This window comes from Kitasatospora sp. NPDC048365, assembly GCF_043200835.1.
In the GTDB taxonomy this organism is placed as follows: Bacteria; Actinomycetota; Actinomycetes; order Streptomycetales; family Streptomycetaceae; genus Kitasatospora; species Kitasatospora terrestris.
This window is the reverse complement of the sequence record NZ_JBICYJ010000013.1, coordinates 77,703-100,021: the sequence shown is the minus strand read 5'-3', so window position 1 is coordinate 100,021 and position 22,319 is coordinate 77,703. Positions and strand designations below refer to the sequence as shown.

Sequence of the window (22,319 nt, the reverse complement as noted above, 5' to 3'; positions counted from 1 at the left end):
GGCCTCGGCTGTGGTGGCCTCCGACAGCCATCACACTGCCGGACGGGCGGGCTGCGTGGCAGAGAAGAAAGCGCAGCGGCACCGACAGTGAGCTACTGCCGGTGCCGCTGCGCTTTCTTCCCTGGCACCGGACGGTGGGCGGGCGACAGGGTGCGGGGGCGACCACATGGCCCGGACCCACCGAGGAGAAAGGGGCGACCCGATGACGATCGCGGCGACCCGGCCCAGCGCAGCCCCCGTCCCACCCGGCCGAGCGCCGAACGGCACAGCGAGCAGCAGGCCGAGCCGTGCGCTGACGGCGGTCTATGTCGCCGGCGCGGTGACCGCGTTGGGCACCCAGATGACCATGCTCGCGCTGCCCTGGCTGGTGCTGGAGACCACCGGCTCGGCCACCCGGGCGGGCCTGGTCTTCGCGGCCCAGGTGCTGCCCATGGCACTGCTCGGCTTCGCGGGCGGAGAGGTCATCCAGCGCCTGGGCGCCCGCCGGACCATGGTCGTCTCCGATCTCGCCCGCGCTCCCGTGGTGGCGCTGATCCCGCTGCTGCAGACCCTGGGCGCGCTCAATCTGGCCGTCCTCGTGGCGATCGTCGTGGCGCTCGGGGCGCTGGCCGTTCCGTACCACGCGGCACAGCGGGTGCTGGCGATGGAACTGCTGAGCCCCCACGCCCGCTCTCTGGCCCGCGCCAACAGCGCGCTGGCAGGAGTGACGAACGGCTCGGCGTTCGCCGGACCGGCGCTCGCGGGCGCGCTGATCCCACTGGTGGGGACCACATCCGTGGTGTGGCTGGACGCGGCCTCGTTCGCCTTCTCCGGCTTGCTGCTGCTGCGCCGCGTCCCGGCAGGGGGTGCCGGGGCCGGAGGGTCCGCGGCCGGGCCCCGCGGCCTGTGGGCGGGGGTGCGGCACCTGTGCGGCGACTGGTTCCTGAGCCGGGCGATGCTGTCCACCGTGGTGTTCGGGCTGATGCTGCGAACCCTGATGATCACCATGCCGGTGCTGGCGTTCACCCGGTTCGAGGGGGACGCCAGGGTCGGCGGCCTGCTGATCGCCACCGATGGCGCCGGTGGCCTGGTGGGCGCGGTGGCCGCCTATGTGCTGGCGACACGGGTCGCCCCCGTACGACTCGCCTGTACGGCCCTGGTCTGCGTCGCTCTGCCCCTGTGGACGCTCCTGGTGCCCGTGCCGGCCGGCGTGCTCGCCGCCGCCGTCGGCCTGTCGTCGGCCGCCGCGCCCCTGGCGAACGCGCCGCTGATGGGACTGCTCTCCGCCCGGCTGCCGGACGGCTTCGGGCCCAAGGTGTTGCAGGCCGTGGTCACGATCAGCACTCTGACCGGGCCGCTGGGCTTCCTGGCCGCGGGCGCCGTGCTGGACCGGGCCGGTGTCGCGGCGACCCTGTGGGGCGTCGCCGCGCTCGCGACGTTCGGCAGCGGCAACCTGATCCTGGCCCTGCGCCGCCTCCGGGCCACCGGGGACCCGGACTGACCCGGTCTTCCGAGAAGACCCCGGTGGGCGAGGGTCACGCGGCGGCGGAGTTCGCCGGAAGTCCTCCTCGCGGTACTCCGCGTCCGAGCCGGCCGCGGTGGCCTCGCGCAGCTCGATGCGGCGGATCCGGAGGCCGCCGCCGTCCCCGGCGGCGGCCTCCTCGCGCGAGCGGCTACGGCTACCGGGCTTCGTCGTGACCCGGGCCGGGCGCTGTCGGCGCGGTAGGTGTGGAGCCGGTCGGGGAACTTCGCCCGGGGGGAGGGGACCCGACTCGAGACGCGGAAGTAGCTGCGGGTCCCGAGAAGGCCAGGCGGCCGATGACGGGCCTGCGGAGCGGTCGGTGGCAGTGGTGCCGTCCTGGCCGAGAGAGTCGTGGGGTCCGGACGAGGTGCCGGATGCCGAGCGGTTCGGTGAGTGCGCGCAGCGCGGGCTCGGTGAGTTCCGCCGTCTCCTGGTCGGCGCTGATCAGGGCGTGCAGGGCCTCGGAGGTGCTGACAGAAACGGCGGTGCGGGCAGCGACGACCTGCACAGCAGCGGGGGTCCGGGCGAGCCGAGCGACGGGGCCCACCGTGCGGCGATCGGACCGGGCCACCCGGCGCCTCCACGGCCGGCACCAGGCCGGAGGGCCGGGACGGGGGCGGCCGTCACGCCCGGGTGCGGTACGCCTCCAGCCGGTCGGCGAGCTCGGTGGGGTGTCCGAGCATGAGGCAGTGGTCGCCCGGCAGTTCGTCGGGCGTGATCCCCAGGCGTTCCCGGACGATCCGGCGCATGTACGCGGCGGGGAAGAACCGGTCGTCCCGGGCCAGCACGAACTTCGTGGGCACGTCCGGCCACGCGGCCAGCGGCCACGGTTCCGTGAACGGGGTGGCCGACTGCCCACGCGCGTGCTGCTGCGCCTGCGCGACGAGGTCAGGCGGGGTGTCGTTGAAGAACAGGTCGGTGTCGTCGTCGCCCGGGGCCCGGCCGTCGCGCTCGTCCTGCTCGCGTCTGGCCTGCTCGTAGCCGGTGTTGGCCGTCCACTGGGCCGGGCTCTCGCCCGGTGCCGGGATCTGCGCCTGCACCATCACCAGGAGGTCCACCGGCACCCGGTCGCACACCAGCGGGGCGGTGAACCCACCGAAGGAGTGCGCCACCAGGACCACGCCGGTGCGGTCGCCGATCGCGTCGACCACGGTGGCGGCGTACTCGGCCAGCCCGGCCGAGTCGTCCTCGCACGGCAGGTCCACCGCCGCCACGTCGTGGCCCCGCCGTCGCAGCTCGGCCTCCACCCGGTGCCAGTACCACGGGCCCGACGCGGCACCGGGAATCAGCACGTACGCGGCCATGGTCGCCAGCACCTTTCGTCGGGCGGACGGAAGCGTCCACCTGCCGTGCCACCCTGACACACCGCCGGCCGGGTCAGTCGCTGTTCGGGGCCTGTCGGGGTGCGCGCAGGAGGCAGCCGAGGGCGGCGGCGAGCACGATGACGGTGACGACGACCAGGGAGGCGGACAGGCCGCTCATGAAGGCGTCCTTGACGGCCTGGGTGAGGGCCGGGCCCTGGGGGCCTGCCTGGTGGGCGACCTGAAGGCCGGCGGCGGCGGAGTCCCGTACGGACTGGGCTGCCTGGGGCGGGAGTCGGTCGATCGTCGGGGGCAGGGCGTTGCGGTAGTGGTTGCCGTAGACGGAGCCCATCAGGGCGATGCCGATGGCCGAGCCGACCTCGCGGGTGGTGTCGTTCATGGCGGAGGCGACGCCCTGCTGACCGCGGCCGAGGGAGCCGGTGATGGCGGCGGTGCCGACCGCGCCGGTGAGTCCGATGCCCAGGCCGCACAGGACGAGCCCGCCGAGGAACGGCAGGTAGCCGGAGTCCGCGTGGATGCGGAAGATGGCGAACAGGCCGCCGCCGAGCAGGGTCAGGCCGGTCACCATGACGGCCTTCATGCCGATCCGGGTGACCAGGCGGGGGGTGATCCGGGAGGTCGGCAGGACGACGACGGCGACGGGGACCAGGGCGACGGCGGCTTTCAGCGGGCTGTAGTCGAGGATGAGCTGCAGGTACTGCAGGCCGACGAAGAAGAAGCCGAAGACGGCCATGAACTGGACCAGGACGGTGACGGCTCCGGCGCGGAAGCCGCGGACGCCGAACAGGTGCGGATCCAGGAGCGGCTGGTCGTTGCGCAGCCCGAAGAACGCGTAGGCGGCGAAGCCCAGTGCGGTGACGACCAGGGCGGCGATCACCGGGGGCTCGGACCAGCCCTGTTCGTTGCCCTCGATGATGGCGAACACCAGGCAGCCGATGGCGGTCGCGGTGCAGATCGCGCCGATCACGTCGGGCCGGTGGGGGTGGGGGTCCTTGGTGTTGGGGGCGAGGGCCAGGGCAACGGCGCCGGCGGCCAGGGCGGTGACGGCGCTGGCGACGAAGATGGACCGCCAGCTGAACTGTTCGAGCAGCGCTCCGGCGGCGAGCATGCCGATGATGGCGCCGGCCGCGGCGAATCCGGACCAGACGGCCACGCCCTTGGCGCGCTGGTGCGCCGGGAACGCCGCGGTGATGGTGGAGAGCGTGCCGGGCATGATCATGGCCGCGCCGATGCCCATGACGACGCGCCAGACGATCAGGTGGCCGGTCGTGTCGGCGAGGGAGGCGGCGAGTGCGGCGCCGCCGAAGACCAGCGTGCCCGCGACCAGCACGTGGCGTCGGCCGAGGCGGTCGCCGATCGCGCCGAGCGGCAGCACCAGGGCGGCCAGGGCGACGGTGTAGGCGTCGGCGATCCAGGTGAGCGAGGCGTTGGAGGCGGAGAGGTCGACGGCCAGGGTCGGCATCGCGAGGTTGAGGGCCGAGACGGAGGCGACGACGAGCACGAGCGCCAGGCACATGGCGAACAGGACGCCGCGGTGGCCGGCGCGGCCGACTGCGATCTCCTCGGCGGGGCGGACGGGGGTGTGCGGGGTTGTGGTCATGACGGAACGTCCAGGGGCGTGTCGGTGCGGAAGGTGACGTCGTGGCCGGCGAGTTGGGCGCTCAGGCCGGTGTCGGACGTCTGCAGGGAGTCGAGGTGCAGGCCCTGCGGGAGGTTGCGCAGGGGGATCGGCCGGTCGAAGAGCCGCTCCAGCAGCCGCATCCCGGCGTCGGGCAGCCCGCCGGATGCGACGTGCAGGTCGGTGAACACGATGGTGTTGTCGGCGCCCGCGTCGACCTTCGCGGTGACGGTGCCGGCGCCGACCAGCGGCAGCAGGACCCGGGCGTCGACGTATCCGGGCCGGTCGCCGGCGGTGATGCCGACGCCGAGCGCGTCCGAGAGGTCGGCGTAGGACAGGAAGGCGTTCGCCTTCGCGGTGTCCGAGTGGGCGGCCTTCTCGTCACCGGCCTGCCGCAGGCCGGTGAGTTCGAGGTCGAGGCGGGTGATGGGCAGGCGCCCCTCGTCCGGGTCGGCCGGGATGGCGGCGGCGGTGATGTCGACGCGGTCCAGTCGGCCGCGGACGACCTGGCCGGTCGCCGGGAAGCCGTCGATGGTGACCGCGGGTGCGTGGGCGGTGCGGGTCGCCGCCTGGAAGGCGGCGGCGGTGCGGTGCTCGGCGTACGCGGCGACCGCGGCGTCGACCGCGGTTCCGGCGAGGGCGAGGACCGCGGCCGCGCCGGCGGCGGCGAGGAGGGGGCGGCGGCGCAGCGCCGCGAGGGGGGTGAGGGGCACGGGGTCCTCCTGGGCCGCGACCGGGGTGGTGATTGTTCAATCGATTCTGATGATGTCATCAGTATGACATGCGCGCTGCGCCGGACGCGATCGAAGCGACCGCGGAGCGGGGGGTCAGTCGTCCGGGATACCGGCGCCGCTGAGGGCCGGGACGGTCTTCTCCGGCCGGGCGAGGGAGCGGGCGCCGAGGCGGAACTGGTCGAGCTTGTCGATGATGGTCTGGCCGACCGGCGTGTGGCCCCAGATGCTGATGCCCCGGTGGGTGCTGGGCTGCCAGGTGGCCTCGTCGACGACGACCGGGTTCCAGCCGACCTCCCACTCGAAGCCCGAGGGGGTGCGGGCGTAGTAGGAGAGCTCCTTGTCGTTGGTGTGCTGGCCGACGGACAGCGCCATGTCGAAGCCGAGCTCGTGGACGCGCTGGTAGCTCCGGGCAAGGTCGTCGAGGCCCGCGGCCTGGATGTTGAGGTGCTGGACGCGGGTGCGGACCGGGTCGATGGGCAGGCCCCGTACGGCGGCGATCGCGATCGAGTGGTGTCGCTCGTTCACCCGCAGGAAGCGGATCTTGAGCTTGACGCCGCTGATCGTCTCGTCGATGTAGTCGGTCAGCCGCGCGTCGAAGACGGTGTCGAAGTAACCGCGCATCAGGGTGGGCCTGGCCGAGGTGATCGCGACGTGGCCGAGGCCCGCGTCGCCGGTGACCCAGCCGGAGGCGAGCATCCGCAGCGCGTCCGGGGAGGTGCTGGGCGTGGTGTAGATCTCCTGGGTGATGCCCTTGGGGCCGGGGAAGCGCAGCAGGCGCTCGACGCCGCGTGTCCTGGCCTCGTCGGCGGTGCCCTGCCGGACGGGCACGCCGCGGGCGCGGACGCGGGCTTCGATCCGCTCGAAGGTCGCGTGGTCGTCGACGTGCCAGCCCGTGGCGACGACGTCCTCGGCCGGGCCGCGCCGGAGCAGGAAGCGGCATTCCTGGTCGTCGAGGCGGAAGCGCATCAGGCCGGTGTCGAGGTCGTCGTGGTGCATGCCGATGGCGTCGGCGCCGAAGCGGCGCCAGTCGCCGAAGCGGTCGGTCTCGATGACGATGTAGCCGAGGTGGACCGCGCCGAACACGGAGGCGCTCGCCGTGGTGTTCATCGGCGGCCCGCCAGGAAGTCCCCGCAGAGCCGGTTGAAGAGCTCGGCGCGTTCGAACTGGACCCAGTGCCCGGTGTTGGCCACCTGGTAGAGGTCGCAGTTGGGCATGCGTTCGGCCAGCATCCGGCCGCCGGACGGGCGGTTCACCCGGTCCGCCGCGCCCCACAGCACGAGGGTCGGCACGGGCAGCCGGGACAGGCGCGGGTCGCGGGTGAAGTCCATCCTCCACAGGGTGCGCAGCGCGTGGGGCCCGGACGGCCGGCGCAGCGGCGGGGCGGCGACGACCTCGGGGTCGATGCTGTCCCGGTAGCGTGCGTCGATGATGCCGTCGGGCACGTCGGCGGCGTTGAAGACCAGGTAGGTGCGGATGAACTTCTCCAGCTTGGGCCTGGTCGGGCCTTCGCCGGTGTAGTAGTTCAGCAGGCTGTTGAGGCCGGGGGTGGGGACGGGCCGGCGGGTGGTGCCGACGCCGCCGGGGCCCATCAGGACCATGCGGTCGACCCGCTCCGGCGTGTCTAGGGCGAGCCGCAGTGCGCAGGCCCCGCCGTACGAGTTGCCGACGAAGTGGGCCCTGTCGAGGCCGAGTCGGTCGAGCAGGCCGCGGACGGTGTCGGCGAGGTAGCCGAACGGGTCGTCGCCGTCGACGCCCTTGGTGCTGCGCCCGTAGCCGGGCAGGTCGGGGACGATGACCCGGTACTCCCGGGCGAGGGCGCCGATGTTCCTGGCGTAGTTGGAGACTCCGGAGGCGCCGGGGCCGCCGCCGTGCAGCAGCAGGACGGGCGGGCCGTCGCCGGTCTGCGCGGTGAAGATCTTCTTGCCGGCGACGTCGAGGACGGACTCCTGCATCGTCGGAAGGTCGGTGTACGTGGTCATGGCGCTCCTCGGCCGGCGGTCGCGGCGGGGGTGGTGGGTCGGGCGGGTCGGGCGGCCAGTCCGCCGGGCGGCGGCTGGAGTCGGGCTCCGGGGGCGGCGGAGGTGTAGACGTAGGCGTCCGGGCGGAGCGCGAGCGTGGCGGCCCGGTGCCGGGCGAGCCAGGCGTGCAGCACTCCGTCGGCGTCGACGACCGCGCCCTCGGCCGGGTGCGAGCCGGGCGGCAGGACGGTCAGGGTCGGGACTCCGGCGCGCTCCCAGGCGGGCTCGGGTGCGGGGGGTCCGGTGTGCAGGAGGATCCACCGGCCGTCGAGGACGTCGTCCAGGCGGACCCGTGAGCCGTCGGGCGCGGTGACCCAGGGCTGGGGGATCTGGCGGCCGGTGGCCCCGGTGCGGGTGCGGGCCTGGAATCCGTGCGCGTAGCGCGCGACGGGTATCCAGTTGGCGTCGACCATCCGGCCGGTGAGGGCCCACGAGGGGCGCAGGGCCCGCAGGGCCGTGTCGCGGATCCGGGCCACCGGGAGTCTGCGCTCGGTGATGATCCGGCCGACGAACACGGCGCGGCGGGTGACCTCCTTGACGTGCGGTTTGCGCTCGGTCTCGTAGGTGTCGAGGACCGTCTCGGGGAGTTCGCCGCGCAGGACGGAGGCGAGTTTCCAGCACAGGTTCGCCGCGTCGCGGACTCCCGCGGCCATGCCCTGGCCGATCCACGGCGGCATCGCGTGCGCGGCGTCGCCGGCGAGGAACACCCGTCCGACCCGGAATCTGGCGGCGAAGCGGACGTGGTGGCTGTAGACGGTGGCGCGGAGGATCTTCACGCTGTCCCGGCCGATCCCGTAGCGGGCGACCAGGGCGTGGATCGCGTCCTCGGTGGTGAGGTGCTGCTCGTCGTCGCCGGGGAGGATCGGGAACTCCCAGCGGTGGTGGCCGAGCGGTGTGGGGCAGTCGACGGCGGGCCGGGCGGGGTCGCAGCGGAAGCGCAGCCGGTCGTGGTCGGGCCAGGGCTTGAGCATCCGGGTGTCGACGACCAGCCAGCGGTCCTCGTAGGTCCGGCCCTCGTAGCCCACGTTGAGCTGGGCGCGGGTGAGGCTGGAGCCGCCGTCGGCGGCGATCGCGTACCGGGCCCGCACGCGTCGTACGTCGTCGTCGGCGGTGGCGAGCAGGGTGAGGTCGACGCCGGTGGCGTCCTGACGCAGTTGCAGGCACTCGTGGTTCAGCAGCACCTCCACGTTCGGGTAGCGGTCGACGCCGTCGCGCAGGACCTGTTCGAGGGCGGGCTGGTAGATGAACATCTGCGGCGGGTGCCCGTGGCCGCGGGGGGCGGGGTTCGCGCTGATGAAGGTCCGGCCGCGGGCGTCGACGAAGTCGATCGGCCGTTCGGCGAGCATGTCCTGCTTCAGGCGGTCGGCCAGCCCGATGCGCTGCCAGATCCGGATGACCTCCTCGTCGGTGGAGATCGCCCGGGCCCGGGAGTAGATCCCGGCGTCGCGTTCCACGACGAGGACCTTCAGTCCCGCCCCTCCGAGGAGGTTGGCGGCGGTCACGCCCGTGGGCCCGTATCCGATCACCGCCACGTCGTACGTGCCGTCTTCGGCCTCGGGTCGGTCCATCGGTTTCCTCGCTGTCGCTCGTGCGGCGCGGCTCCTGGCGGCGCCCGCCGCGATCCTTACTGTAACGATCACTCCAATTGGAATGATTGCTACGGTAGGGTGGTCCCGCGGGACGGTCAAGGTCCCGATTCAGCGAAAGGGCCCCGCCATGACCAAGCCACAGGCCGAGCGCAGGCAGCGCGCCAACGGGGTGGAGTCCCGCCGGCGGATCCTCGACGCCGCCGTCGAGATCGCGGGCGAACGCGGGTACGAGGGCACGTCCATCGCCGCGGTCAAGGCACGCTGCGGGCTGCCCGCCAGCTCCATCTACTGGCACTTCAAGGACAAGGACGACCTGATCGCCGCGGTCATCGAGCGGAGCTTCGAGACCTGGCTGTCGGCCGTCGAACTGCCCGACGAGTCCATCGGCACGCCGCTCGAACGCGTCACCGCCATGGCGGCCAACGTGGCGCGCTCCCTCCTCGACGAACCGGACTTCCTGCGCCTGGGCCTCATGCTCGCCCTGGAGCAGCGCCCCACCGAACCCCGGGGACGCACCCAGTTCCTGGAGGCCCGGGCCGTCGCCCGGCAGAAGGTCGCCGAGGTGATCCACCTGCTCCTCCCCAGCCTGGAGGAGGACGACGTGGAGACACTCACCACCTACGCGATCGCCGGCGCCGACGGCCTGTTCGTCCAGCGTCAGATCAACGGCGACAGCGTCGACCTGACGAGGCTGTTCCGCCTGCACGCGGAGCTCGTGTACGAGGCGGGGCTCCGCATGGCGCAGGCCCACGCCTGACCCCTCCCCCGGCCCGACGCACCTGTGGGGCCGCGGACCTGCGGCCCCACCCCGTCCCCTGCCGCGGCCCGGCACCGTGCCGTCGTTCCTCGCCCTTCCCGTTTCCGGCGCGCGCACTCTGCGCCTCCTGCCCGCGCACCGCTCCCGCGCCGCACCGACGCGACGCGACCGCCCCCACAGCAAAGGCCACCGCCGATGACCACCGAACCCCACCGGATCGACGTCCACCAGCACGTAGTGCCGCCCCTGTACCGCGACGCCCTCGCCCGGGCCGGCATCGCCGAGGCCGGCGGCCGTGCCGTGCCCGACTGGAGCCCCGAGTCGGCGATCGAGGCGATGGACCTGCTCGGCACCGACACCGCCGTCCTGTCGGTCTCCACGCCCGGTACCGGCTTCCTCGACGACCCCACCGCCGCGGCCGACCTCGCCCGGCGGCTCAACGACTACTGCGCCGACCTCGCATCCCGGTACCCGCACCGCTTCGGGTGGTTCGCGACCCTTCCCATGCCGGACGTCCCGGCCGCCGCCGAGGAAGCCCGCCGGGCCCTGGCCGACCTGGGCGCGGACGGGGTCACGCTCCTCGCCAACAACCGGGGCAGCTACCTGGGTTCGGCGGGCCAGGACGCGCTGTGGCAGGTGCTGGACGAACACCGGGCCGTCGTCTTCGTCCACCCGGCCGACCTGCCCGCGCCCGCCGTCGACGGCATCCCGCCGTTCGCCGCCGACTTCCTCCTCGACACCAGCCGGGCCGCCTTCCTCCTCGTCCGCGCCGGTGTCCCGCGCCGCTACCCGCGCATCCGCTTCGTCCTCAGCCACGGCGGCGGGTTCCTGCCGTACGCCTCCCACCGGATGGCCGTCGCCCTGGCCGCCGAGACGGGGCGCAGCCCGCTCGACGTCCTCGACGACTTCCGCGGCTTCTACTTCGACACCGCGCTGACCTCCAGCCCGGCGGCCCTTCCCACGCTGCTCGCCTTCGCCCGCCCCGGACACGTCCTGTTCGGCAGCGACTGGCCGTTCGCCCCCAGCCCGGCGGGCCAGTACTTCGCCAACGGCCTCGACACCACCGTCCCGGCCGACACGCTCGCCGCCGTCAACCGCACCAACGCCGAAGCCCTCTTCCCCCGCCTGGCTTCCGCTCCCCCATCGCCGCCCCGGCCGCGGCCTGCCGTCGAACGCCTGCGCCGGTCCGCGCAGCGCGTCGCCGCGCGGCTCGCCTTCAAGCTGGTCCAGCCCGGCACCGACTGACCCGCGGCCACCCTCGCCGCCTGCGGCCGCCCGGCCGGACTCGGGCCGGGCAGGCGGGCGACCGCGCCGTCGACCGGTCTCAGCGGCCGGCGGCCCGCGGCCTGGTGCGCCGGGCGAGGACGGGCACGACTGCGAGGAGCGCCGTCGCCACAGCGAGCAGGGGGATCCCCTGCTTGAGGCCCTCCCGGTCCAGATCCTCCGGCTTCCCCGGCGGCACCCAGCCGGCCGGATCCACCAGGACGTCCAGCGTCCGGCCGACATCCGACCGGCCGTAGCAGCCCGAGGTCTGGTCGAGGAAGGCGTGCGGCAGGGGCAGCCCGTCCGTCCGGCGCAGATCGCACGTCCAACTGACCCGGTCGTTCTTGCCCTTGGAGCTGTGGGCGGCGGTCACCACGACCGAGGTGTGCACTCCGCTCAGGACCAGCACCTCGGACTGGATCGCCGGACCGACTCCGAGCAGCAGTGCCATCCCCGGCGGGACCATCAGAAGGACCAACCACGTGCTTGTCCGAGGCAGGATCGCCAGTGCACTGCCGAAGCAGAACACCAGGGTCCCCGTGATCAGGCTCACCACGGTGTAGTCCGAGTTGCTCCCGAGTGCCCCCAGGCCGATCAGCGCGAGCGGGGTGACGACCGCGCTGATGACACCGAGGCGTCCGGCCCGCGGGGACAACGTGCGGAACGTGCGGGTAGTGGCTCGCTTTTCGCCGTCCCCGGCCTCTGCGGCTTCCCGACCGTCCGACTTCACGGGAGCCGGTCCACCAGCAGTTTTGTTGCCCATTCCTGCTCCCTGTCGACGGTCGGGACAGTCTGGCGGACACCCCCGCCCCGGCAGCAGTCGGGGTATCAGGTGGCCGCGCGCAGGACCCGGGACAGGCCGAGGGCCGCCGTCCGCACCGCGGGGGCGAGCTGGGCGGGGCGGAAGCGGGCGCAGGGGACGGCCACCGAGAGGGCGGCCACCAGGGTGCCGCCGGCGAAGACCGGGGCCGCGATGCAGCTCACCCCCAGGGCCGCCTCCTGCTCCTCGTAGGCGAGGCCGGAGACCTGGATCTTCTCCAGTGCCGTGCGCAGCCGGGCGGGGTCGGTGATCGAGTGCGGGGTGAGGCTGGGCAGTGGCTGGGCGAGCACCTGCTCGGTGAGTTCGGCGCCGGAGAACGCGAGCAGAGCCTTGCCGATGCCGGTGCAGCTCAGCGGGAGGCTGCCGCCGATCCGGGAGGGCAGCCGGAGTGCTTCGTGTCCGTGGATGCGTTCGAGGTAGACGACGTCCAGGCCGTCACGGACGCCCAGGTGGACGGTCTCGCGGGTGGCTTCGAACAGGTCGTGGAGGAACGGCAGGGCCGTCTCGCGCAGGTCGAGGCGGTGCGGCACCAGCGAGCCGAGCTCGAAGAGCTTCGCGCCGAGGCGGTACTGCGCACCCGATCGGTCCAGCCAGCCCAGCCTGACGAGGTCCGCCGCGAGGCGGTGCACCGTGGGCTTGGCCAGACCCGAGCGCTCCGAAAGTTCCGCGAGGCGGAACGGACCGCCGCTCGGACTGAAGCATTCGAGGATGGCAGTGGCCTTGTCCAGCATGCTGCCGCCGCTTTCGTTCCGTGTCACGGAACAATGTTTGTCCCTGCCGGGGTGTCCTGTCTATACCGGGAGACACACAGCCGGCCACGTCGAGGCCGCTCGCGCTCTCTCCCCGCTCCTCCTGGAGGCAACCTGTGCCGACCGCTCCCGCCGGCGCCCGCCCGGGCCCCGACCAGACCCCCGCCGTCACGGCCGCAGAGCGGCTGACGGAAGCCGCCCGCACGCTGACGCCGTGCGCTCCGGTCCGCGACCTCTTCGCGGGCGGCGGCGACCTGGAGGCCGCGTACGCCGTCCAGCAGCTCAACGTCCGGCGCGCCCTCGGCTCCGGACGCCGACTGGTGGGCCGCAAGATCGGCCTGACCTCCGTCGCCGTGCAGCGCCAGCTCGGCGTGGACCGGCCCGACTTCGGGGCCCTGTTCGCCGACATGGCAGTGCCCGACGGCGGCGAGGTTCCCACCGGCCGGCTGCTGCAGCCCAAGGTGGAGGCCGAGGTCGCCCTCGTCCTCGGACACGACCTTCCCGACCGCGACTGCACGGTCGCGGACGTCCTGCGGGCGGTCGACGTCGCGCTCCCCGCCCTGGAGATCGTCGACAGCCGCATCGCCGACTGGGACATCTCCCTCGTCGACACCGTCGCCGACAACGCCTCGTGCGGCCTGTACGTCCTGGGGACCACGCCCGTCCCGATCGAGGCCGTCGACCTGGGCGCCGTCACGATGACGATGACCCGCGGCGGCCGGACGGTCTCCGAGGGCAGCGGCGCCGACTGCCTCGGCAGCCCCCTCAACGCGGCGGCCTGGCTCGCCGCGGCCCTGGCCGAGCGCGGCGACCCCCTGCGCGCCGGCGACCTCGTCCTCACCGGCGCCCTCGGACCGATGTCCCCCGCCTCTCCCGGCGACGAGTTCGAGGCCCGCATCTCCGGCCTCGGCTCCGTCGCGGTCCGCTTCGCCCCGGAAGGAGACCGCAGGTGAGCACCAAGGTCGCCGTCATCGGATCCGGCAACATCGGCACCGACCTCCTGATCAAGATCCTTCGGCTGTCCGGCAGCCTCGACGTCGTCGCCATGGCCGGGATCGACCCGGACTCCGACGGCCTGGCCCGCGCCCGCCGCCTGAAGGTCGCCACCACCCACGAGGGAGTCGGGGGCCTCGTCCGCCTCGACGAGTTCGCCGACGTCGACATCGTCTTCGACGCCACCTCGGCGGGCGCCCACCGCCACCACGAGAACGTGCTGCGCCCGCTCGGCCGCACACTGATCGACCTCACCCCCGCGGCGCTCGGCCCCTACGTCGTCCCGCCGGTCAACGGCGACGCACACCTCGACGCCCCGAACGTCAACATGGTCACCTGCGGCGGCCAGGCCACCGTCCCGATCGTCGCCGCCGTCAACGCCGTCACCCCGGTCCACTACGGCGAGATCGTCGCCTCGATCGCCTCCCGCTCCGCCGGCCCGGGCACCCGCGCCAACATCGACGAGTTCACCGAGACGACCTCCTCCGCCATCGAGAGGGTCGGCGGCGCCGCCCGGGGCAAGGCCGTCATCGTCCTCAACCCGGCCGAACCACCGCTGGTCATGCGGGACACCGTGCACTGCCTGGTCTCCGACTGCGCCACCGAGGCCGTCACCGCCTCCATCGAGGAGATGGTCGGCCGGGTCCAGGCGTACGTGCCCGGCTACCGGCTCAAGCAGCAGGTGCAGTACGAGAAGGTGCCCGCCGACGACCCGCTGCGCACCCTCGCCCCCGGCCCCGGCGACGCCCTGAAGGTGTCCGTGTTCCTGGAGGTGGAGGGCGCCGCCCACTACCTGCCCGCCTACGCCGGCAACCTCGACATCATGACCTCGGCGGCGCTGCGCACCGCCGAGCGCATGGCCGCCCACCGCGCCACGGAGGTGGCCCCGCGATGACGACCCGCGTGTACGTCCAGGACGTGACCCTCAGGGACGGCATGCACGCCGTCCGGCACCGCTACACCGTCGAGCAGGCCCGCACCGTCGCCGCCGCCCTCGACGCGGCCGGCGTGGCCGCGATCGAGATCGCCCACGGCGACGGGCTGGCCGGCTCCAGCATCACCTACGGGGTCGGCGCGCACACCGACTGGGAGTGGATCGAGGCCGTGGTCGACGCCACGCACCACGCGGTCCCCACCACCCTGCTGCTGCCCGGCATCGGCACGGTCCGCGAGCTGAAGCAGGCCCACGCCCTCGGCATCCGGTCGGTGCGGGTGGCCACCCACTGCACCGAGGCCGACATCGCGGCGCAGCACATCGCCGCCGCCCGCGAGCTGGGCATGGACGTGGCCGGCTTCCTGATGATGTCCCACCTCGCCGAGCCCGCCGAACTCGCCAGCCAGGCCAAGCTCATGGAGTCCTACGGCGCCAACTGCGTCTACGTCACCGACTCCGGCGGCCGCCTGACCATGGACGGCGTGCGCGCACGGTTCCGGGCCTACCGCGACACGCTCGACCCGGCGACCGAGCTCGGCATCCACGCCCACCACAACCTCGCCCTCGGCGTCGCCAACTCGGTGACCGCCGTCGAGAGCGGCGCCACCCGGGTCGACGCCTCGCTCGCGGGCCAGGGCGCGGGGGCCGGCAACTGCCCGCTGGAGGCCTTCGTCGCCGTCGCGGACCTGCTGGGCTGGGACCACGCCTGCGACCTGTTCCCGCTCATGGACGCCGCCGACGACCTGGTGCGCCCCCTGCAGGACCGCGACGTCCGGGTCGACCGGGAGACCCTCAGCCTCGGCTACGCCGGGGTGTACTCCAGCTTCCTGCGCCACGCCGAGACCGCCGCGGCCCGGCACGGCCTCGACACGCGCAGCATCCTGGTCGAGGTCGGTCGACGCGGCATGGTCGGCGGCCAGGAGGACATGATCACCGACATCGCCCTGGACCTCGCGGCCCGGGCCGGCGGGGTCTAGGAACGGTGGTCAGGCCGGCTCGGGCAGCGGCCGGGTGGCGAGCTCGTGCGCCTCGTCGGCGGGGACACCGAGCATGCGGAGGATCAGCTCGGCCATCTCGTCCCCGGCCTCGACACCGAGGTCGCGGACGGTATTGAGCTGGATCAGCCCGATCAGTGCGCCGCCGACCGCGGACAGGGCCACCATCGGGTCGGCGAAGGAGAACCGGCCGGAGGCCCTGCCGACCTCCAGGTCGCGCAGGGCCCGGGGCCCGAGCCCGGTCGGGGCCTGGATGTGCGGCAGCCCGCGCAGGCGCAGGATCTGGGTGATCTCGGGGTGCGAGGCGGCCAGCCGCAGGGTCAGGCGGATGTTGGTGGCGAACACCGCGGCCGGGTCGTCGATGTCCGCGGTGGCCCGGTCCAGCAGTTGGCCGTACTCCTCCAGGGCGTCGGCGACCGCGACGTCGAAGAGGTCGGCCTTGGTCGCGAAGTGGTTGTAGAAGCTGCCGAAGCCCACGTCGGCGCGCTCGGCGATCTCCTGGATGCTCGCGGAGGTCTCGCCGGTCTCGGCCAGGATCTGGCGCGCGGCGGCGACGAGCGCCTGGCGGGTGCGGGTGCGGCGGCGCTCGAAGCGGTTCGCGGTCGCGGGGTTCTCGGCGGTGTCCGGCAGCTCCTTCGACATGGCCCGAGTCTAGGGGGGTTCAGTTCTGATGACTCCATCAGTCACCCCCTCGACGCCCCCTGCCCCACATGGTGATGCTTTCATCAGTTACGAGCGACTCATCAGAGTCGTGCACCCATCCGCCCAGCCACCCGAAGGACCACGCGCACCGCCATGCAGTACACCCCCTACGACGAGTGGGCCGGCCTGATCGGCGACCGGTACGCCCTGCGCGAGGTCATCGGCCACGGCGGCATGGGAGAGGTCTGGTCGGCCGAGGACCTGGTCCTGCACCGCGCGGTCGCCGTGAAGCTGATGCACCCGCAGCTCGCCCTCGACGACGTCGCCCAGAGCCGCTTCCAGCGCGAGGTCCGCGCGGCCGCCTCCCTCAACCACCCGCGCGTCGCGGCCGTCCACGACGCCGGCCGGCTCGCGACCGCGCCGCCGCGCCCCTTCCTGGTCATGGAACACGTCTCCGGACACACGGCCGCCGAACTGCTCCGCGCGGCACCGCCCTCGCCGGAGGAGGCGGTGGCCTGGGTCGCCGGAACACTGGAGGCGCTCGCCTGCGCCCACGCGGCCGGGCTGGTCCACCGGGACATCAAGCCGGCCAACGTCATGATCACCAGCGACGGGCTGGTCAAGGTCATGGACTTCGGGATCGCCCACATCGCCGACGGCCACGACACCGGCCTGACCGGGACGGGCAACGCGGTCGGCACCACCGCCTACATGTCCCCCGAGCAGGCCCAGGGACTGCCCGTCGACGCCCGGTCCGACCTCTACTCGACCGGCTGCATGCTCTACGAGCTCCTCACCGGCCTTCAGCCCTACGTCGGGGACAGCCCGTTCGCCGTCGCCTACCAGCACATCTGCGCAGCCGCCCCCTCCCCCGCGGACATCGGCATCCGGCTGCCCCCGCACGTCGAGGCCGCCCTCGCCCGCGCCATGGCGAAGAACCCCGACGACCGCTTCCCCGATGCCGCCGCCATGCGGGAGGCCCTCCTCGCCCCGCCGGCGCACACCGTCGCAGGGCAGGGGGCCGACACGCTTCTCGAACCGCCGGCCGTCGAGGCGGCACCGGCCCGGACGGTCACCACTCCCGCCGGACCCCGGCACTCACCGCGGCCCTCCCGGCGCCTGGCCCTCGCGGGGCTGGCCCTGCTCGGTACGTGCGCGGGCCTCACCGCGGTGATCACCACCGGCCCGGACATCCCGCACGCGACCGGCCCCACCGCGCAGACCACGACCGCCACCGAAAGCTCTACCGCCGCGCCCTCCGCCACCCGTTCGGACAGCGCCCGCCCCGACCGCAGCGCCGGCCCGTCGGCGAGTCCCCACGCATCGACCGAACCCGCCACCCGGACCGTCGCCGTCCCCGACGACCTCGTCGGCAAGACCCTCGCCCAAGCGACGGCGGAACTGGCCGGGCTGGGACTGGACATCACCCTCACCCCCGGCTCCAGCAGCAGCCGCACCAGCACCGTGACGGCAACCGCCCCTCCGGCCGGAACACAGTTGGGCCCCGGCGACACCGTCCTCCTCACCACCCGCAGCGCAGCGGAGGCCACCTCCACCCCCCGCGCCACCTCCTCCACCCCCTCAGGCGGCGCAAGCTCCAGCGCCGGCAGCAGCCCGAGCACCTCGGTGTCGCCCACCCCCACCAGACCAGTGCCACCCACGCGGCCACCGCTCCCCTGACCGACGACAACCGGGCCATCCGTACGGGTGAGAGGCCGTGTCACAGACCGGTGCGGTACGTGTCGGGCGGGGAGACTGGCCGCACCAATCGGACGCACACCAAAGGATCGTGATGGCGGAGGAACTGTACGCGACGCTGAAGACCAATCAGGGTGACATCGTGGTCCGGCTGCTGCCGAACCACGCCCCGAAGACCGTCAAGAACTTCGTGGAACTCGCCACGGGCGAGCGGCAGTGGATCGACCCGAACACCGGACAGCCCAGCAACGAGCCGCTGTACGACGGCACGGTCTTCCACCGGGTCATCGAGGGCTTCATGATCCAGGGCGGCGACCCCCTGGGCAACGGCACCGGCGGGCCCGGCTACAAGTTCGCCGACGAGTTCCACCCGGACCTGGCGTTCACCAAGCCCTACCTGCTCGCCATGGCGAACTCCGGGCCGGGCACCAACGGCTCCCAGTTCTTCATCACCGTCGGGCCGACCACCTGGCTCACCGGCAAGCACACCATCTTCGGCGAAGTCGCCGACGCGGCCAGCCAGCGGGTCGTCGACGCCATCGTCGGTGTGGAGACCGGCCGCAACGACCGGCCGTTGGAGGACGTGGTGATCGAGAAGGTCGTCATCGAGACCCGCTGAACCCCCGCCCCGGCATGGCGCCCGGCCTCTGGTCCGGCGCCGTGTCGGGGCACGGCCACGGCCGGCGGACGGGCAGTCCGTCCGCGCCGCGGACCTCGATGCGCAGGCCGAACTCGTCGCGCAGCGCCGCCGCCTGCCCGGGGGTGGCCAGCAGGTAGTAGTCGTCGGCGCAGGGGCCGTCCCCGGGGACGCAGTGGAAGACCCGCGGGTCGTCACCGCCCGGGAGGAGATCCGCGATGCCCTCGTGGACGGCACCCAGGTCGAGGTAGTCGTCGGACTCCTGCTCGATCCGCCAGGACTTGGCCTCGCCGTTGACCTTGAAGTCGAGGTCCCGCAGCGAGCCGATCTCGCCGACCAGGGCCACGTCCGTCACGGCCACCGCGCCGCCGATCATCCGCTCCGCGACCTCGAGGATGTCGGCGTAGGCGCCCTCGGCGAAGTCGACGTCCTCGCCGTGGACCTGCACGGCCACGCCGCAGACCTCGAACACCCCGGTCAGTTCGTCGGTGCGCCGCTCCGGACGGGGCTCACCCCAGTCGGCGGCGTACACGCACGCCTCCTCCGCCTTCCGGCGGGTGATCATGCCGAGCTCGTGCAGCCGGACAGCCAGGCGCTGGTAGGTGTTCATCCCCGTGTTCTCGACCATGCGGCGGATTCTGACATGCCGTCACGACAGCGGGGCAGCGGCTTGAGCCGAACACCTGAACCAGTCAGTCCGTTGATCTACGCTCCGTCAGGAAGCTTGTGTAGCACCTGTGCTCAACCCGAGGGGAGACAAGGATGAGTGCGGAGATCGTCCGGTTGGTGGAGCAGACCGGCCCGTACCTGACCGCTGCGGTACGGGCCTACGGCGGGGCCGTCCTGGCCCGGGCGGGGAATTCCGCCGCGGACGCCACGTCCGACCTCGGCCGCCGCATCCTCCAAGCCGTCGCGCACCGGCGCTCCGAACCCGAGCAGGTCGCGCTGGCGGCAGCGGTCCAGGACGTTGCGGAGGACCCCAAGGACGCCGATGCCCTGGCCGCGTTGCGGCAGTTGCTGAAGCGGGCCCTGCGCGAGGACGCCGACCTGCGGGCCGAGATCGCCGCCCTCCTGTCCGCTCCCGCCGCCGCGAGCGAGCCGGCTCCCGCCTCCGACGCCATCGCGCTCCACCAGGCTGCCCTCGCCCAGGCCGAGCAGGTCCTCGGCAACACCCACCCCGACACCCTGACCAGCCGCAACAACCTCGCGCTCGCCTACCAGGCGGCGGGCGACCTGGACCGCGCCATCCCCCTGTACGAGATCACCCTCGGCCAGTCGGAGCGGGTCCTCGGAGACACCCACCCCGACACCCTGGACACCCGCAACAACCTCGCGATCGCCTACCAGGCGGCGGGCGACCTGGACCGCGCCGTCACCCTGTTCGAGACCACTCTCACCCAGTTCGAGCAGGTCCTCGGCAACACCCACCCCCACACCCTGGCCGGCCGCAACAACCTCGCCTCCGCCTACCAGGCGGTGGGCGACCTGGACCGCGCCATCCCCCTGTACGAACACGTCCTCACCCAGCGCGAGCGGCTCCTCGGCGCCAACGATCCCGACACCCTCGTCACCCTGGACAACCTCGCCGGCGCCTACCAGGCGGCGGGCCACCCGGACCGTGCCATCCCCCTGCACGAACACGTCCTCGCCCACTTCGAGGAAGCGCTCGGCGCCACCCACCCCCGCACCCTGGGCTGCCGGAGCAACCTCGCGTACGCCTACCACTCCGTGGGCGACCCGGACCGCGCCATCCCCCTGATGGAGACCACCCTCACCCAGTTCGAGCAGGTCCTCGGAGACACCCACCCCGACACCCTGAACAGCCGGGCCAACCTCGCGCTCGCCTACCACACGGCGGGCGACCTGGAGCGCGCCGTCCCCCTGTACGAGACCACCCTCGTCCAGCGCGAGCGGCTCCTCGGCACCAACCACCCCGACACCCTCATCAGCCTGGGCAACCTCGCCGCCGCCTACCAGGCAGCAGGCGACCTGGACCGCGCCATCCCCCTGCACGAGAACGTGCTCGCCCACTTCGAGGAAGCGCTCGGCGACACCCACCCCCTGTCCCTGACCTTCCGGGAGAACCTCGCCGCCGCCTACCAGGCAGCGGGCGACCCGGACCGCGGCGCCGCCCTCCACCGGACCGTCCTCAGCCAGCGCGAACAGGTCCTCGGCAACGACCACCCCGACACCCTGAAGAGCCGCAACAACGTCGCCCTCGCCTACCACGCAGCGGGCGAACCGGACCGCGCCGTCCCCCTGTTCGAGGCCGCCCTCCGCCAGTGCCTGCAGATCCTCGGCGACACCCACCCGACCACGCTGGCCGTCCGGTCCAACCTGGCCATCGCCCGCGACGCGGCGGGCGACCCGGACTGGTGACGGTACCGAGGTAGACCTGTCCGCGTTTGCCGAATCAGGTCGCGACCGCTCGGGGCGCGCTTGAGCGTGTTGCCGGCAACGACCCGCCGGCCCGATCGTCACATGATCGGGCCGGCATCGGTTGGTGGGGTGTTGTGAGCCACCATGAGCTGGGCCATCCGGTGCAACCGCTGCCAGACGCGCCGGCTGTCATCCTCGGTGACCTCCGGAAGGACCGTCTCGAGCCGGCCAAGGATGAGCCTCACGGTCGCCATCCCCCTCTCGTGGAGGGAACCACCGTTGGCGACCCACGTGTACGTGCAGCCCCCCAGCCTGGTGTCGAGCGACACCAGATCGACGCCCGCCACCTCAAGGGCGTTCCACCGGCGGTCCCACGGCCCGCTCTGATGCTCCTCCCACAGGGACACCATCACGGCCACAGGGTCTTCAGCGACATCCATGTCCTGCATCATCGCGGGCCCGCCTCGGATACGAAAGGCTGAGGCCACCGCCCGAATCCGCGTCGACCGGCCGACCGGCTTCCGGATGCAGTGTCAGCTGTGGTACTCCCGGCCCTCGATGCAGAAGCAGGCCGCGCTGATCGTGTCGTCCCCGACCCGTTCCGCCCGCGTCCACACCTGGGAGCTGCCTGGGCTGAGGTCGCCGTCGCATCCCACGCGCAGGATCATGTCGCGGTTCTCGATGTAGCCGACGATGTCCGCCTCGACGGCGGTGGGCTTGCGGCCGATCAGTTCGATCCCGTCGAAGAGGACTTGGGGGCCGGTGCGCCCGTGGACGCTCACCCGGGCCGGCCGGGAACCGTTCCCGTACAGGTAGTGCACGCTGATCCCGGCCCGGTCGTAGCGTTCCCTGCTCACGTGCCACGCCTCGGGAGTGTCGGGCTCTTCCCAGGGGCTGCCCACCGTGGAACGGCAATAGCCGTGGCTCTCGGCCGGGGCCTCACCGTCCAGGGCGGCCGACACCTGCTCCGGGCTCATCCCGAACCGCAGCGGGCCGACGCCCTCCAGCGGATCCAGCACCCACCGCTCCCGGTCCCCCAGTTTCCTCCACAACACCACGACAACCTTCCGACCGGCACCACCGATGATCTTTCCGGTCACCCTAGGCACGTCCGCCGACAACGCAGCCCAACTGCCTGCAGAGCAGCACGTGCCCACCCGGAAAGCCACTCACCGATCCAGCACGATCCGAAAGAGTCGGCCGGTGCACACCGCTGGTCACAGGGTCCACCGGCAGTACAGGCGGAGGCCGGCAGCCCCGGCGCGCCGGGTCAGGCCCGCCAAGGCCTCCAGGACGCCGAGTGCCGTCCGAGCATCGACCTGGCACTGCTGCAGTTCGGGCGTCTCGGACCACGGCCCGGCTGCGCGCGCCAGGTCGGCGGGCGCAGCCGCGGCGAGAGCCTCGACCAACGAGTCCGACAGGCTGAACACCAGCGGGGCGTCGTCCTCCGCGGAGGACAGCAGCTGCCCTGACCGCGGGCGCCGGACGACCTCCTCGTAGCCGCAGCCCGTGAGGACCGCTTCGAGCTGAGCGATGGCGACCACCGGGTCGATGTTCTTGAGGAAGACCACGTCGTGCCCCGCCTCAGCCGGCCCTCCGGGCCGGTCGACCACGGCGACAGCAGCCCGGTCGTCGGTGGCGGAGAAGTAGTCACACATCGTCATGCGCCG

General features: G+C 72.9%; 22 protein-coding genes. 9 read left to right on the top strand and 13 right to left on the bottom strand.

Features of this window, described 5'->3' with window-relative positions; translation table 11 throughout:
- Nucleotides 1–202: 202 nt before the first annotated feature.
- A complete protein-coding gene (locus ACGFX4_RS15970; RefSeq protein WP_393073851.1) occupies nt 203–1,480 on the top strand; it encodes an MFS transporter in 1,278 nt (425 codons plus the stop codon).
- A 644-nt stretch (nt 1,481–2,124) separates the two neighbouring features.
- On the opposite strand, the gene ACGFX4_RS15965 is transcribed toward ACGFX4_RS15970, so the two are convergent.
- The 6 genes from ACGFX4_RS15965 to ACGFX4_RS15940 all read right to left on the bottom strand — a co-directional run bounded on the left by ACGFX4_RS15965 (nt 2,125) and on the right by ACGFX4_RS15940 (nt 8,761).
- Complete coding sequence (locus ACGFX4_RS15965; RefSeq protein ID WP_393073848.1) at nt 2,125–2,805, bottom strand: alpha/beta hydrolase; 681 nt, start codon at nt 2,803–2,805, stop codon at nt 2,125–2,127.
- A gap of 73 nt (nt 2,806–2,878) precedes the next feature.
- Nucleotides 2,879–4,423 carry an MFS transporter gene (locus ACGFX4_RS15960; RefSeq protein ID WP_393073845.1) on the bottom strand — a complete coding sequence of 515 codons (1,545 nt, stop codon included), beginning with the start codon at nt 4,421–4,423 and terminating at the stop codon, nt 2,879–2,881.
- Nucleotides 4,420–5,154 (bottom strand): DUF2993 domain-containing protein, encoded by a 735-nt coding sequence (locus tag ACGFX4_RS15955; protein ID WP_393073842.1) that lies wholly within the window; start codon nt 5,152–5,154, stop codon nt 4,420–4,422. The genes ACGFX4_RS15960 and ACGFX4_RS15955 overlap by 4 nt, the downstream gene beginning before the upstream one ends.
- A gap of 114 nt (nt 5,155–5,268) precedes the next feature.
- Nucleotides 5,269–6,282: a VOC family protein gene (locus ACGFX4_RS15950; protein ID WP_393073839.1), complete on the bottom strand. Its 1,014-nt coding sequence runs from the start codon at nt 6,280–6,282 to the stop codon at nt 5,269–5,271.
- Entirely contained in the window at nt 6,279–7,154 is an 876-nt protein-coding gene (locus tag ACGFX4_RS15945; protein WP_393073836.1) for an alpha/beta fold hydrolase, read from the bottom strand. Before ACGFX4_RS15945 ends, ACGFX4_RS15950 begins: the two co-directional genes overlap by 4 nt.
- On the bottom strand, nt 7,151–8,761 hold the full coding sequence (locus ACGFX4_RS15940) for a bifunctional 3-(3-hydroxy-phenyl)propionate/3-hydroxycinnamic acid hydroxylase (RefSeq protein WP_393073833.1): 1,611 nt from the start codon (nt 8,759–8,761) through the stop codon (nt 7,151–7,153). The genes ACGFX4_RS15945 and ACGFX4_RS15940 overlap by 4 nt, the downstream gene beginning before the upstream one ends.
- A 148-nt stretch (nt 8,762–8,909) precedes the next feature.
- Here ACGFX4_RS15940 and ACGFX4_RS15935 point away from each other — a divergent pair, with 148 nt between their 5' ends.
- Both ACGFX4_RS15935 and ACGFX4_RS15930 read left to right on the top strand, forming a co-directional pair.
- Nucleotides 8,910–9,539: a TetR family transcriptional regulator gene (locus ACGFX4_RS15935; protein WP_393073830.1), complete on the top strand. Its 630-nt coding sequence runs from the start codon at nt 8,910–8,912 to the stop codon at nt 9,537–9,539.
- 195 nt (nt 9,540–9,734) lie between these two features.
- The gene (locus tag ACGFX4_RS15930; RefSeq protein ID WP_393073827.1) at nt 9,735–10,784 is read left to right on the top strand and encodes an amidohydrolase family protein; all 1,050 of its coding nucleotides are present in this window, start codon (nt 9,735–9,737) and stop codon (nt 10,782–10,784) included.
- Between the two features lie 79 nt (nt 10,785–10,863).
- Here ACGFX4_RS15930 and ACGFX4_RS15925 read toward each other — a convergent pair whose 3' ends face one another.
- Nucleotides 10,864–11,457, bottom strand: a complete 594-nt coding sequence (locus tag ACGFX4_RS15925; RefSeq protein WP_393073824.1) for a hypothetical protein — start codon at nt 11,455–11,457, stop codon at nt 10,864–10,866.
- A gap of 173 nt (nt 11,458–11,630) precedes the next feature.
- Nucleotides 11,631–12,353: an IclR family transcriptional regulator gene (locus ACGFX4_RS15920; RefSeq protein WP_393074115.1), complete on the bottom strand. Its 723-nt coding sequence runs from the start codon at nt 12,351–12,353 to the stop codon at nt 11,631–11,633.
- Between the two features lie 134 nt (nt 12,354–12,487).
- Between ACGFX4_RS15920 and ACGFX4_RS15915 the strand changes: the two genes are divergently transcribed.
- From ACGFX4_RS15915 to dmpG, 3 genes are read left to right on the top strand one after another with little or no spacing between them, the layout of a single operon-like run.
- On the top strand, nt 12,488–13,324 hold the full coding sequence (locus tag ACGFX4_RS15915) for a 2-keto-4-pentenoate hydratase (protein ID WP_393073821.1): 837 nt from the start codon (nt 12,488–12,490) through the stop codon (nt 13,322–13,324).
- Nucleotides 13,321–14,259, top strand: coding sequence for an acetaldehyde dehydrogenase (acetylating) (locus tag ACGFX4_RS15910; protein ID WP_393073818.1), 939 nt, complete (start codon nt 13,321–13,323; stop codon nt 14,257–14,259). Before ACGFX4_RS15915 ends, ACGFX4_RS15910 begins: the two co-directional genes overlap by 4 nt.
- Nucleotides 14,256–15,275 carry a 4-hydroxy-2-oxovalerate aldolase gene (gene dmpG, locus ACGFX4_RS15905; RefSeq protein WP_393073815.1) on the top strand — a complete coding sequence of 340 codons (1,020 nt, stop codon included), beginning with the start codon at nt 14,256–14,258 and terminating at the stop codon, nt 15,273–15,275. Before ACGFX4_RS15910 ends, dmpG begins: the two co-directional genes overlap by 4 nt.
- A gap of 9 nt (nt 15,276–15,284) precedes the next feature.
- Here dmpG and ACGFX4_RS15900 read toward each other — a convergent pair whose 3' ends face one another.
- Nucleotides 15,285–15,935 carry a TetR/AcrR family transcriptional regulator gene (locus ACGFX4_RS15900; protein ID WP_393073812.1) on the bottom strand — a complete coding sequence of 217 codons (651 nt, stop codon included), beginning with the start codon at nt 15,933–15,935 and terminating at the stop codon, nt 15,285–15,287.
- A 153-nt stretch (nt 15,936–16,088) separates the two neighbouring features.
- On the opposite strand from ACGFX4_RS15900, the gene ACGFX4_RS15895 reads away from it, so the two are divergent.
- Both ACGFX4_RS15895 and ACGFX4_RS15890 read left to right on the top strand, forming a co-directional pair.
- Nucleotides 16,089–17,615, top strand: coding sequence for a protein kinase (locus ACGFX4_RS15895; protein WP_393073809.1), 1,527 nt, complete (start codon nt 16,089–16,091; stop codon nt 17,613–17,615).
- Between the two features lie 112 nt (nt 17,616–17,727).
- Nucleotides 17,728–18,252 (top strand): peptidylprolyl isomerase, encoded by a 525-nt coding sequence (locus ACGFX4_RS15890; protein ID WP_393073806.1) that lies wholly within the window; start codon nt 17,728–17,730, stop codon nt 18,250–18,252.
- Here ACGFX4_RS15890 and ACGFX4_RS15885 read toward each other — a convergent pair.
- Entirely contained in the window at nt 18,236–18,898 is a 663-nt protein-coding gene (locus tag ACGFX4_RS15885; RefSeq protein ID WP_393073803.1) for a hypothetical protein, read from the bottom strand. The genes ACGFX4_RS15890 and ACGFX4_RS15885 overlap by 17 nt on opposite strands.
- 134 nt (nt 18,899–19,032) lie before the next feature.
- On the opposite strand from ACGFX4_RS15885, the gene ACGFX4_RS15880 reads away from it, so the two are divergent.
- Complete coding sequence (locus ACGFX4_RS15880) at nt 19,033–20,649, top strand: tetratricopeptide repeat protein (RefSeq protein WP_393073800.1); 1,617 nt, start codon at nt 19,033–19,035, stop codon at nt 20,647–20,649.
- Nucleotides 20,650–20,747: 98 nt separating this feature from the next.
- Here the strand turns inward: ACGFX4_RS15880 and ACGFX4_RS15875 are convergent, their stop codons facing one another.
- The 3 genes from ACGFX4_RS15875 to ACGFX4_RS15865 all read right to left on the bottom strand — a co-directional run bounded on the left by ACGFX4_RS15875 (nt 20,748) and on the right by ACGFX4_RS15865 (nt 22,313).
- Nucleotides 20,748–21,089, bottom strand: coding sequence for a hypothetical protein (locus ACGFX4_RS15875; RefSeq protein WP_393073798.1), 342 nt, complete (start codon nt 21,087–21,089; stop codon nt 20,748–20,750).
- Nucleotides 21,090–21,182: 93 nt separating this feature from the next.
- Complete coding sequence (locus ACGFX4_RS15870) at nt 21,183–21,668, bottom strand: hypothetical protein (protein WP_393073795.1); 486 nt, start codon at nt 21,666–21,668, stop codon at nt 21,183–21,185.
- Between the two features lie 198 nt (nt 21,669–21,866).
- Complete coding sequence (locus tag ACGFX4_RS15865; protein ID WP_393073792.1) at nt 21,867–22,313, bottom strand: hypothetical protein; 447 nt, start codon at nt 22,311–22,313, stop codon at nt 21,867–21,869.
- Between the last annotated feature and the right edge of the window lie 6 nt (nt 22,314–22,319).